This is a genomic window from Thermoactinomyces sp. CICC 10523 (assembly GCF_016055105.1).
Taxonomy (GTDB): Bacteria; Bacillota; Bacilli; order Thermoactinomycetales; family Thermoactinomycetaceae; genus Thermoactinomyces_A; species Thermoactinomyces_A daqus.
Map to the genome: position 1 here is coordinate 1 of NZ_JAECVX010000023.1, position 12,393 is coordinate 12,393.

At 42.2% G+C, this 12,393-nt stretch carries 12 protein-coding genes; 8 read left to right on the top strand and 4 right to left on the bottom strand.

The window, feature by feature from the left end:
• Positions 1 to 141: 141 nt before the first annotated feature.
• The 3 genes from I8U19_RS16685 to I8U19_RS16695 form a co-directional block, all read right to left on the bottom strand.
• Positions 142 to 657, bottom strand: a complete 516-nt coding sequence (locus I8U19_RS16685) for a VOC family protein (RefSeq protein WP_198056577.1) — start codon at positions 655 to 657, stop codon at positions 142 to 144.
• A gap of 20 nt (positions 658 to 677) precedes the next feature.
• Positions 678 to 1,820 carry a threonine synthase gene (locus I8U19_RS16690; RefSeq protein WP_198056578.1) on the bottom strand — a complete coding sequence of 381 codons (1,143 nt, stop codon included), beginning with the start codon at positions 1,818 to 1,820 and terminating at the stop codon, positions 678 to 680.
• Between the two features lie 157 nt (positions 1,821 to 1,977).
• Positions 1,978 to 3,213: a dipeptidase gene (locus tag I8U19_RS16695; RefSeq protein WP_370589812.1), complete on the bottom strand. Its 1,236-nt coding sequence runs from the start codon at positions 3,211 to 3,213 to the stop codon at positions 1,978 to 1,980.
• A 402-nt stretch (positions 3,214 to 3,615) separates the two neighbouring features.
• Between I8U19_RS16695 and I8U19_RS16700 the strand changes: the two genes are divergently transcribed.
• The 7 genes from I8U19_RS16700 to I8U19_RS16730 all read left to right on the top strand — a co-directional run bounded on the left by I8U19_RS16700 (position 3,616) and on the right by I8U19_RS16730 (position 8,855).
• Positions 3,616 to 4,020, top strand: a complete 405-nt coding sequence (locus I8U19_RS16700; protein ID WP_370589813.1) for a GNAT family N-acetyltransferase — start codon at positions 3,616 to 3,618, stop codon at positions 4,018 to 4,020.
• A 210-nt stretch (positions 4,021 to 4,230) separates the two neighbouring features.
• Positions 4,231 to 6,009, top strand: a complete 1,779-nt coding sequence (locus tag I8U19_RS16705) for a hypothetical protein (RefSeq protein WP_198056579.1) — start codon at positions 4,231 to 4,233, stop codon at positions 6,007 to 6,009.
• A gap of 14 nt (positions 6,010 to 6,023) precedes the next feature.
• Positions 6,024 to 6,422 (top strand): hypothetical protein, encoded by a 399-nt coding sequence (locus I8U19_RS16710; RefSeq protein ID WP_198056580.1) that lies wholly within the window; start codon positions 6,024 to 6,026, stop codon positions 6,420 to 6,422.
• 282 nt (positions 6,423 to 6,704) lie between these two features.
• Positions 6,705 to 7,058 carry a colicin gene (locus tag I8U19_RS16715; protein WP_198056581.1) on the top strand — a complete coding sequence of 118 codons (354 nt, stop codon included), beginning with the start codon at positions 6,705 to 6,707 and terminating at the stop codon, positions 7,056 to 7,058.
• 148 nt (positions 7,059 to 7,206) lie between these two features.
• Positions 7,207 to 7,341 carry a hypothetical protein gene (locus tag I8U19_RS17540; protein ID WP_255517875.1) on the top strand — a complete coding sequence of 45 codons (135 nt, stop codon included), beginning with the start codon at positions 7,207 to 7,209 and terminating at the stop codon, positions 7,339 to 7,341.
• Between the two features lie 166 nt (positions 7,342 to 7,507).
• Positions 7,508 to 7,873 (top strand): IS110 family transposase, encoded by a 366-nt coding sequence (locus tag I8U19_RS16725; RefSeq protein ID WP_255517876.1) that lies wholly within the window; start codon positions 7,508 to 7,510, stop codon positions 7,871 to 7,873.
• A gap of 97 nt (positions 7,874 to 7,970) precedes the next feature.
• On the top strand, positions 7,971 to 8,855 hold the full coding sequence (locus I8U19_RS16730) for a hypothetical protein (protein WP_198056583.1): 885 nt from the start codon (positions 7,971 to 7,973) through the stop codon (positions 8,853 to 8,855).
• 903 nt (positions 8,856 to 9,758) lie between these two features.
• Here I8U19_RS16730 and I8U19_RS16735 read toward each other — a convergent pair.
• On the bottom strand, positions 9,759 to 10,331 hold the full coding sequence (locus I8U19_RS16735) for an NUDIX hydrolase (protein WP_198056584.1): 573 nt from the start codon (positions 10,329 to 10,331) through the stop codon (positions 9,759 to 9,761).
• Between the two features lie 1,089 nt (positions 10,332 to 11,420).
• On the opposite strand from I8U19_RS16735, the gene I8U19_RS16740 reads away from it, so the two are divergent.
• Positions 11,421 to 11,882: a VOC family protein gene (locus I8U19_RS16740; protein ID WP_198056585.1), complete on the top strand. Its 462-nt coding sequence runs from the start codon at positions 11,421 to 11,423 to the stop codon at positions 11,880 to 11,882.
• Positions 11,883 to 12,393 lie beyond the last annotated feature (511 nt).

Sequence of the window (12,393 nt, forward strand, 5' to 3'; positions counted from 1 at the left end):
AAGAAATTTGGCGGTATTATTCGAAGGGGATTTATTCGACGGGGAGTGGGTCAATTCTTTTTCGGCGATCCTGGGTCAATTATAGACCGGCGGTAACAAAAGGGAGGGGTTACGTTCACCCCTCTCGGTTCCCGTGGCATTTTATTTTCCCTTCCCTTCGTCTTTTTGTTTGATTTGAACCAACTCAGACTTGATCTCGCGGGTTTGGTTTCGCCATTCGCTCATTGATAGGATCTGGTTGCAACCATCGGAGTTGGTGGGAAGATTGCAAATCAGCTCGAGATTGTTCCCGTCCGGATCGTCAAAATAAACGGAAGCATTCCCAAGATGTGGCCGAACGATCGGCTCGTTTGGCGAAAATCCATTGTGACTGACAGGCGAGATTCCTCGATCGGTCAGCCATTTGATCGCTTGGTCGATGTTCTCAAAATCTACCAGAAAGGCGACATGCCTTCCATTGCCCGGAAAGCTTCCCGGATTACGGTCGGGGGAGATTTCCGTTTTCCAGAGTCCCAAACAGCTTACGCGCGGGACGATCCAAAAAACGGCGACAGGATCTTCTCGAAACCATAAAGTTAAACCCAACTTTTCATAAAAGCTGATGGAACGGTCAAGATCCGTCACGGGTAAATGCGCTTCATATAACCCCTTTATCACATTTTCTCAATCCTCCTCTTCTAAATTTTTTTCAATCCCTGAGCCGTGCCAATAGCCACTGCCTGGTCTTCTTCTGACATGAAGTTTATTTTAATCAGCCGTTTTGCCGCTGCTAAGACGGCCGCCGAGGAGAGTTCCAGGTAGAGGCCATGGGCAGCCAGTTCTTTCTGGGCCATTTGCGCTTCTTCATCACTTACGGCAACAGCCGTCCCCTCTGATTCGCGGATCGCCAACAACCCTTGGTAAGTAACCGTTGTCCCGGCGATCGACTTTAAGGAAGTTGAACCTGTAAATTCACCACGGTAGTCGCTTCCTTGCAAAACGCGTACGAGTCTTGGAAAAGGTTCTACGGCAACCATTTTGGGTAATTTTTTGATCCAACCCGACGCGGACGCTTCCTTCAATCCTTCCCAGACCCCCCACAGTAAATCTGCTCTGGAAGAAGGGACGAGGATAACGGAAGGAGAGCATCCTTTTAATTGTTGCACCAGTTCATAGGCAATGGTCTTATATCCTTGCACTCCATACATGTTGCTGCCAACTGGCGGAAACATATAGTTAGTCGCTGGGTAAAATCCTTGATTCTCTGCCAGCTCGCGCGTAAGTTCCCATCGCTGAAATGAATCGCTAACCATAACCAGTTGAGCTCCATATGCTTGAATAGACTTCTTTACGTCTTCATGGATGTCTTTGGTTGTGATCACCGTACACTGGAGACCGGCAAAGGAGGCATATGCTGCAAGGGAAATTCCCGCATTGCCGCTGGATGCAACCACCACGGATGATTTGCCCAACTGGAGCGCCCGGGCGATCACCAGAGGGCTCATCCGGTCTTTATGGGAACCGGTGGGATTCATGCCTTCGTTTTTCACCCAGAAGCGATGGATTCCCAATTGCTCAGCTAATCGCTCCAAATGAATCAAAGGGGTATTTCCTTCACCTAAGGTAGGAACGTCCAAGAAGGGCAAGCGTTTATGCAGACAGGAGCTTGAGCTGTTCTCTTCCGTTAGTCCCTCATATTCCAATTTCATGCTGGCCGGGTACCCCAGCTCCAAACACCTGGGGCAGCCGGTTGGATATTCATCGGCTTCATAGCGCGAGCCACAACGGATACAAGAACATTCGCTCACTTGAGTGTTCCACACCCATCTTTGTTTCTTCATCGACTCTCCTCCGATTCCTTTAAAACAGAAGCCAAGTTGAGCCAGTAATCGCACAGCGTGAGTATGCCTTTTTCAAAATTGTCCAGGGAAAAATGTTCGTTCGGAGCATGCACGTTGGCCGTTGGCGAGCCGAAACCCATGAGTATAACAGGGCATTTCAATCTTCGGTAAAGGTGCTCAACGATCGGAATCGATCCGCCGGCGCGAACCAAACAAGCCGGAACCCATATGCTCTCCCGTAAGACTCTGCAGCCAGTTGAATGAGCGGATGATGGATGGAAATGGCGTAGGGATGGCTATGCTCGCGAAACTTAATATCTACTTGAACTCCTTTTGGCGTATGCCGTTCAATATGTTTGCGGATGCACCTTTCAATGGTGGCGGGGTCTTGGTCAGGAACCAAGCGGCACGTTACTTTGGCATGTGCTTCACTGGGTATGATCGTCTTGATTCCTTCTCCCTGATATCCTCCATCGATGCCGTTGATTTCCAATGTAGGTCTCACCCAAACCCGCTCCAGAGTGGTATATCCTTCTTCTCCCGACAGTTCCGTCACACCGATTCTCTCCATCAGTTCTTTTTCATGAAACGGAAGGGAAAGCAGAGACTGCTTCTCCTCTTCAGTAATGGGAACCACATCTTCATAAAAGCCGTCAATGGTGATTTGCCCTTTTTCATTGCGCATGGAGGCAAGAAGTTGAACCAGCGCATGGATGGGGTTTTGTACCGCTCCCCCGTACATGCTTCCCGAGTGCAAATCCACGCGGGGTCCTTTCACATCGATTTGAAATCCAAGCAATCCCCTTAAGGCATAACAAATCGAAGGCTGATTTTCACTTAACATGGCGGTGTCTGATATGACAATTACATCTGAATTCAGCCTGTCTTTATAATGTTCCAGAAATGAGGCGATACTGGGACTGCCAATCTCTTCTTCACCTTCGATCAGCAATTTTACATTGACAGGTAAACGGCCTGTCGTTTTAAACAGGATTTCGAACGATTTCAATTGAGAGAAACATTGGCCCTTGTTATCGGTTGCGCCTCGGCCGAATAACAAACCTTCGCGAATTTCCGGTTGAAAGGGAGGCGAATCCCACAACTCAATCGGGTCTGCAGGCTGAACGTCATAGTGGCCGTAGACCAAAACAGTGGGCTTTCCCGGTGCGTGAAGCCAATCTCCATAAACGACGGGATTTCCTGACGTATGAATGAGTTGAACGTTTTCAAAACCAATCTGCCTTAGATGGTTTATCAAAAATTCAGCACATTTATTTATGTCTTGTTGATGCCCGGAAAGCGCACTGATGCTCGGGATGCTGATAAAATCTTTTAATTCTTCGATATACTCCGTTTTCCGTTCGGAGATCATCTGCTTCAGTTTGGTTAACAAATGAGACTCCTCCTCAAGAGTGTTTTCCCTTACAGTTTATCGTATAATGGAATCGATTGAAAAATTGAATTGTTTTATTATTACGATTTGCTTTTCCGATTATTATTGAATGTGCTTTGGAGGATGGAGCCATGGACTACGACCTTTTAACCGTTGCCGAAACAAAGAATTTTACCCGTGCTTCTGAACTGCTTTATGTAACTCAGTCCTGATAACCGCATTAAGAACTTGGAAAAGAGTTGCTTATAAGAACAAATCGTAGAGTGGAATTGACCCTGACAGGGCAAGTCCTTCTTCCTTGCCTTACGGTTGATCACAGGACATTCCGTAGAAATTACAGATTCGGTTTTAGATGGAGCTGTTGACCTTGGAGTGGTGTATCTTCCGCTGCAAAATCCGGAAATCGAGGTTATTCTGTTTCATTCTGAACCCTTTCAGCTGATAGATGAGCAATACACGTTCGGCATTTTCCTCGTCGATACTGATGAGCTGATTGGCATTATTGAATTGACTGAAGTGGTCCGTGGTTCTTTGCAGTCATGTTGGCTGGGCTATTGTTTGGATCACTCGCACAACGGACATGGTTATACTACCGAAGCGGTGCGTCCGGTTGTTGACCATGCCTTTGAGATTCTCAAGTTGCACAGAATTGAAGCAGGAGTCATGCCACATAACATCGGGTCGATTCGGGTTTTGGAGAAGGCAGGATTCCATAAGGAAGGGCTTTCCAAGAAGAACGTGAAGATTAACGGAAGATGGGAAGATCATTTACACTTTGCTATCGTGAATCCAAATGATTCAGATTGACGATAACGCTTCAAAGGAGACCAGCCAAACGCTGGTCCTTTTAATATTCAAGAATATTAGCTTATGATATAATTTTCTTGATAAAAATGATAGAATCGTCATGAGATACGGTTTCATCATTTTTGCTGGACAGAGTTGACCCAAGGTCGAGTCTGTTTTTTTGCTCCCATATCAAATCATTTTTGGTAAAGAGGGGTGAACCTGTTACGGATGTCGAAATATTCTGTAACAGAAAAAATGAATACGTTTGTTTATCGATTCATGATCATCTTTCTTTTGACCTTTGTTAGTGTTGGCATTTTGGGAAGCGGTCGAGTCTTTGCCGATGGGGGAAGTTTTAATATTCCCCAAGTGAATGATCATTTTGATAAAGTTCAAAAAGGACCGGCGCCCACTTCACCTTCCCAGGAGGAAAAAGAGAATGAATCCAAGAATTGGTTTACAAAAGCAGTGAATTGGGCAGAGGAAAAGGTCTCCAGCGGTAAGGAATGGCTGAAAAAAACAGCTTACAGTACAATGGATAAACATTGGGAAAAGGCAAAGAAAGGCAATTGGTTTGCCGGAATCGCAGCAATTATCGTCTTGGCTTGGATTTTGCAATATAGCTTTTCTTTCGGGGTATTGAAAGCCGCTTGGGAAACAATCAAAGGGATTATCTACATGATCTTTCATCCCATTAAAACGATAAAAGGGATTTTTAATGCGGTTTTACACCCTGTTGAAACCGTAAAGGGGGCATGGAAACTCGTTTCCGAGTCGTTTAAACGGGATGTCATCCATGGAGATGCCAGCAGCAGGGCCGAATGGTTCGGTTACGTGGTGGCTTCCCTTTTTGGGGCAAAAGGGGTAGATAAAGCAGGGAAATTAAGTAAAGTATCCATGCTGAGCAAAGCTTCCCAAGCGGGCAAAGCCTCGAAAATGGGTCAAATGGGCCGGATCGGAAGAGGAATCCAATTCGTTCAAAAGACCGTTCAAAAACTCCACATCCCGCAAGCCGTCTCCAAAGTGAGGGGCGCCCTTTCTTCATTGCGGAAAGCCATCCTCAGCCATAAAGTCGCCGCTACGGTCATCACCGTTGCCGGTCTCGCTACCGGGATCATCGCCCACAATCCCGAGGCCTACATCCAGGCATTTAAACGAATTGCCGTAACTGCTGAAAAAAATGGAGTACCGCTTGCGTCGAAGTTAAAGCCTGCGGTGAAAGAGATTAGCGACTGTTTTACATTCCAACAGCAACCTCATGGGTATTTTGCAAATATACCGTTTTCTAACTGCCCTCAAAAACCAGCTAATTCTATAGTAACAGTTAAAACGCAAGAAAAAGGAAAATTTTTTCTTGCAAAAAACGGGAAGAAGATTATTGGAAAATTTTATGTAACAAAAAATGGTGCTAAGATCAAAGATGGATTAATTGTAAAAGTTAATGATATTCCAAAGTATCGACCCGCAACAGGCAAGGTTGATCTTGACTATGTAGCAAAAGTAAGAAAAGATCTTGGACTTCTTACTCCTACTGAAGAAGCAGAATTAATGAAAAAGAGAATACTAAGGAATGAATCAACTGTTGCCGTTCTCGAATCAGATGGAGTACAAATATGGGGAAGAAGTAGTTGGAGTGAAGACGTACCAAACGGATATTCTGAACTTAGAAAAGAATGGTTTTATAACAGACCCTCAAGACCAAAAAAATACGAAGATCGATTGAAACTAGCAAAACAGGGTGTGAGATTTAAAGGTACTAATAATAGTACTTATACTCATGCAGAAGGAGATGTTTTTTGGCATTTATACCAATATCGAAAACAAAATAAAATTCTTGGTGGAAAGGCTACCCTTCATGTAGATCGACCTTTATGCGGCTATTGCGATGAAAGACAAGGTGTAAAGCAACTTGTTGAAGAAGTTGGATTAGATGAACTAACAGTAATAAGTCCAAGTGGAATACAAATCATAAGACCTGATCCAAACTTTAAAAGAAAATCATGGTAGAGGGGAATAGAGATATGAGCGAGTGGAAATTTCGTATTTTAAGGCCTGGAGAAAAAAAAGTAATAACAAATCCGAGTTGGGATCAAATTAAATCAACATTGGATCAAATCGATGGATATCAGCTTGACAATGTTTCTTTGCTATCCGAAGAATTTGGCGATTTAATGGTTGCCGGGGGAGACGAAATAAATGGAATCAGACTATATTACGTTTCATATTTCTATGATGGTTATAACGCAGATTTAGTTAATCCTTCAGTATCAAAGGAAAATGAAGAACACATTAACATCACAGTTCAAAAAGTTGGGACTGACATACCCAAGCAATATCTTGTTGAATATGTTGACATGATTAAAGCTTTCAAACATTTCTTTGAAACGGGAGAGCTTACAGAAGATCAAGAATGGGAATGAGTATCAAAGAGATATGGAGTATCCAAGTTTGAGAATGGGCTTTTAATTGTAACGAAACGCCGAATCGCTTCATTGAAATAGCGGTTTCGGCGTTTTTTCATGTACTAAGGGGAGGCGTAATAATCTCATTTTCAACGGTTATTTTGCTTCTGCCCAACTCCCGAAGGATTGTCGTGACACAGACGGGGTTGGAACAGATCAAGATAGAAACAATGCAACACAGCTAAGAAATTCACCGGGGCGGTATCTGGTGGAGTTCGAGCTCCGGATGCTCCAAAAACGATGCGTGGTAAACAAGGGAATATTGGTATTATACCCAAAGAGGTAGCAGACAAGTTGCGTGGTAAACGTTTTAAATCATTTGATTACTTTAGGGAAGCATTTTGGAAGAGCGTAGCAAATTCAAAATATGCGAGTGAATTTAGTGCAAGTAATGTTGCCAGAATGAGAAAGGGTAATGCCCCTATTGCGATCTCCGAACAGTGGTATGGTGATCATAAGAGTTATATTCTTCATCACAGAACACCTATCCAACATGGCGGAGATGTGTATAATTCAGATAATTCGTTCATTGTTTCTCCTAGAATGCACCAAGAGATTTTAGATAAGAGTTATCATTTTGGAAGTCAGAACTAAGGAATTAGTTAAAACTACATCGAACTTCCTAAAATGATCCTATGATCATTATCTGGGGATATCATGAAAGGCTCTTTTCTTGAAGGTATTTGGTTTTCAAAGATTGTTTGCAACTGAAGTTAAACCTCATATACGAGGAGGATATATAATGGCTGATTTTATTAAATCAAGAGAGGAATTAATAGAGGTCGTAAAAAAATTAATGAATGCGAGTATTCCGAGGAGGAAGAAGAAAAGGTTTTTGATTTGTTGGAAAAAACAGTACCTGATTTTAAAAAAATGATGAGGTTAATTTATTGGAGTGATCGAGAGCTTTCACCTGAGGAGATTGTTGAGGAATCATTACATTATCAACCCATTATCACTCCACCATCTTCTGATAGTAATGAATAGAACTATGATAAAATGGAATATAGTCCAAAAAGCTCATTCCCTCCTTAATTTCGGGAATGGGCTTTTTTCAGATTATCTTTGCATGGGCTGTAGACTTTCGCAAGGTGGAATTGGGAAAAACAATCGCATTTAGTCAATCTCAATCTGGATTTAGCCAATTGCTTTTTTGGATCAAGGCCTTGATGAAAAAGCACTCCAAACACCAGGTGCTGTTTGGGAGAGAGTTGACAGGCTATTATTGGTTGAGTTTGGCCGAGTTTTTAGAGAAACACGGCATCAAGTTGGTCATAGTCAACCCGATGCCTGTTAAGGGGAGAAAAGAGTTGGACGATAATTCACCAAATGGATGGTACTCCGAACTGCAGGTTCCTGAAGGAATGCAATGCCGAACAAATAGTTCTGGCATGGAGAAAAGAGATTAAACGTTCTGTCGGCATAATGGTGTCAATTCGCTCTAAGACAATCAATTCAATTTGCGTCCGAAAACTTCATAAGTATGGCCTGATAGGAGGAAATGATATGTCTTTGGATGTTAGACAGTGGTTTAAAGATGTCGTTTGTAAAAATGAAGATGCATATCAGTTTGAGGTAGAAGATTTAGCTGAAAATTCCGTAGGTAATTGGGGGACGTTAGATTATCTCTCCTATCTGTGTTATACCATTGCGATAAAAAAATTAATATTGGAGAACGATGTAATCGGCTTTAAACAACAATTATACAAGGCTGGAAGATATTTTGAATTGTATATTCTCGCTGAACCGTTGAACGTTCCAAGCCATCCTCGCTATGTAAAGGGGGAAACCCATTTCAAAGGGACGGCAGATAATTTTGAAGGGTTATATTCAGCCTTGATCAGCCAACATCCGGAGTTGATTGTTTCCTTAGCGCATTTGCTGGGTTGGCGGGGGGAAGAGGAGGATTTCAAGATAAACGATCTGAATCCCGAAAATGGACATTTGGGTTATGCAATGAAATATATCATTTTGCAGGAAGACAACAAAGCGCGAGCTCATTTGGAAGCACTCTCCCATCTTCAATTGCATCGGTTTCAAAAAGTGTATATGGAGCAAAGAATGGCTGTCTTAGAGGGGATCTTGGACCAGGATCAGAAAAAGGTTCATGATGGTTTGAAGCAAATATTGAGACGACATAAGAAGAGAATCAAGCAAGTAGGCATATTAAGCAAATTTTTTGCCGGTGCTGTGGCCGGATTGGGTTGGTTGGCTCAATACAGAGGAATTAAAATCGAAATAAACGATAAGCTTTGCCCGAAGGAGATTTTTGAGTATCATGAATTTCCATATATCCTGAATTGGAATGGATCCCAGAAGATCTCCGTGATAAGACATGGGAAGACTTGGTACAAGGAAGGTACTAAATTAGACTTAAAGCCGATCTCCTGACAGTTGCATTCGTAGCCGTTTACTGTTTTGAGAGATCGGTGATCGTATTTTCTGAAACAGAAGAGGGCCTCGATGTTTCAAAAAGGTTCTTACCAAGCGTTTGGTTGCAAAGTAAGGACCTTTTATTTATTATCCGTGGTTCGCATGTTCAAAAAGAAACGTTTCTTATTGTTCCGGATTGGGACAAAGTCTCTTTATTCTTGTTGGTATTCTAAGTGATGACTCATGTAAAAATTAACATGCAACTCCGTAAAGTCATATGCCGAAGGAGGTGTGCCAGTATGTCTTAAAATGGTGTCCAATTCGCTCTCAGACTATCAATCCAACTTGTTTGTTACACAAACACCTGCACATTGCGTCCAAAACTTCACAAACACAAGCAGCAGACCCAAGTGAAAAGGTTATGTTATATGGAGGCATCCTTTGTCAGAGCAAAAGGGGATGGATAAACTAGGCAAACTGAGTAAAGTAGCAATGCTGAACAATGTTTACAAGGCGAGCAAAGCCTCCAAAATGGGTCAGATGGGACGTATCGTTCAGGAGATCAACCGATGCAACATCATTACTTGTTTTTGTCCTTGATCCGGAGGCTGTTGTTTAAGTGTTTAATAAGATCACGGTATCCCATGGGGAATCTGAAGTCTTTAAAAATACGGAAAAATGTTTTGTCTATCAACCAACGCCGAAATAAATGGCTTCCGTGAATGAACCGTTTTTTATAAGCTATTAAGTCTGTAAAGTACTCCTTCGTAGATTTCATTGGCTTTTTTGTGTTTGTAGAAGGGAACGTGTGTTTGTCGCCGAATGTCTCCTACTCGGAACGCTTGCTCTGAAGGGCAAGGATGAACTTGTGGCCCGGTTTGCTATAGGAAGAGTAATGATTGCGTCTTAACGCCGAACTGCTTAAGTGGCTGTAGTTGATGTCTTGATGAAATCATACAATCGGTTAGCCAATCCACGCATTGGCATTTGTTCAAGAGGCAACCATGCATAATCCGTTACCTCTTCCTCCTGAAGTGCTACCTTTGCAATAGAAACTAAACGGTAAGCAAATCGGAAATCCGCATGCCAGTGTTCAGGCTCTCCCTTTCGTGGGTTGGCTGGGATCGGGTGCAAGTCGATATCAATAGGCACGTTTTCTGGTAGAATGCGTTTGAGACAGTCGGAAGGGATTCCTGTTTCCTCATATACCTCTCGCAAACTGGCAGAGACAAGAGTCGAATCTGCATTCTCGCAATGTCCTCCGGGTAGCAGCCAGATGTTGAGAATTTTGTGTTTGATGTGTAGTACTTTGTTTTCTTCATTGAGGATGACCGCACTTGTCGTTACATGACCAGGTAGATGGGTACGTGCAGTTATATCGTCAGAAGTATTTATGGCTTCAAGTAGTGGTTGCAGGGATTGTAAATCGGAACGAGGGAATTTTTCTGTATACGCAATAATAGCTTCCTTAACATGGGATAATGGAATACTCATTTGAATTGTAGAGGATCCATCTCGGGTCCGACTTTCCTCCTTTTTTTGTTTTTCCTACGAACTTTATCGAAAACCATGACTCTCATATTTCAGGTATGGAGTATCTGAGCAATGGAACTACCCAGTTTCCCATATCCAATGACACAAGCATCCATCCCTGCGGGGACATTTCCACGACCTCTATGAGCATCTCGACAGAAAATGCAATCGTGCAGGGCAGGGGACTTCATTCAGTGCTAAATAACGTTGATACCCATTTCCTGTATCTTCATGACTTCCATGATACGTCTTGAAAATACTTCTGCCAGTTCATTTAAAACCCCTGCAAAGTAGCCATCGGCATCAAGCAAGACGATAGGGGTAGATAAATAAAATTAGAAGAATTTATCCTGCTATGGATCGAAAGCGAACTGCGGCCTCAAAATATTGGGCAGATTGCACTATATTTGAGCTTCGTTAACTCTACCTTATCTATATATTAAACTTGTTTGCTGCACAAACAACTAAAAAAAAACAAATTCAAAAATCGCCTCCAAAAACAAAGCAATCCACCTCATTATAGATCACATTTTTAGGTAGTTGTAGATCAACATTCCAGTCATTCCAAGAATGAGCCAAATGATCACATCCCGGTAGGTTAAGAATGTAACGCAAGCAATTATTTCTGCTATTTGTTCATGAGCTGCCGGATCAGTCTGATCGCATTGGCATTGCTTTATCAAGAGAGTCGGGAATAGGGGAGGATGACTGTTGTCATTTGCGAACGACAGAAAATTCTAAACAGATCTAATAGATGTTCAAAAACATAAAAGTTCGATAAAATATAGGGGAAAAGGCTTTTTGGATGGAAAACCAGTTGAAACGATCCGAAATTTGGATCTGAATAGGGGAGGTGTTCGGGGAAGCACATGCAAACTCAAAAAAGAGAAAAGGTCCGGTAAACAAGGATTGAAACATCTTTGGAAACTGCCGTGAGCGGGGCCCCTGTTGAATCAATATTCGTTCTGGTACTCATGGAATGTCAATGGAAGAGGATCATGTCGACAGGCTAACGATGGAAAGAAGCCAAGAGAAGGGAGAATTAAAAAATTGATAAAAGGGTTATATGAAGCACATTTGCCCGTCAGTAATCTTTCTGATTCAATAGAATTTTATAAGAAGTTAGGTTTAGAAATTGCTTATCAAAGTGAAAAATTAGCTTTCTTTTGGATTGAAAAAGGACGCAGTTGGTTAGGTCTTTGGGAAACAGATAAAGTAAACACACCTTACCATCCTTCATTAAGACATATTGCATTTCAAGTTGACTTTGAAGATATTCAAAAGGCAAAGGAATGGCTGGAGCAAAAAGGAATACCCGTACAAACAAATTTTAATTTTCCTCCTGACAAACAACCGCTTGTATTACCAAACAATCCGCAAGCTCATGCAGCAATTTATTTTAATGACCCGGATGGAAACTCACTTGAGTTGATCACCCCTTTACGATTAGACTTCGATGAAGAATTTCCAATGATGACATTGGAAGAATGGTTTAACAAAAATGCAAATTAACCCGCCCATCACCATCTAGTCAAGATTTCAAGCCAAGAAGGGTTGGAGGGAGAGAAGACCGATTTCGAGGCCGTATCTCTCATAAATGGAAAATGACTTGGGAACCACAAGGGTACTCAAGTCATTTTGTGTTTATACAGGAAACCCAGGATTAGAGTTGCACCTGTAGACTCGACTTTTTCATCTCAAATTGAACTTATTCATCCCATGAAAGAAATGTTACTGATGAAACAAGTAGATCTCTGTTGCCTTCCTCCAGCAGATGAAAGAGTAATAAGATTAGATCCCACACATTTTCATTTGATTAAAATGAAAATGACCTAAGCATCTTTTGACTGAGTTTTACATCTAATATAATGACCCCATACGCTTCCAGACGAAAGATAAAGTATAATGGAAGGAAGCAAGAAAAGGGTCGTTTTTTATGGGGCGGCGAAAATGGACTGCTGAGCAAAAAATGGAGATTGTGTTGGCTGGAATGGCGCCGGGGGCCAATATCTCTGCTGTTTGC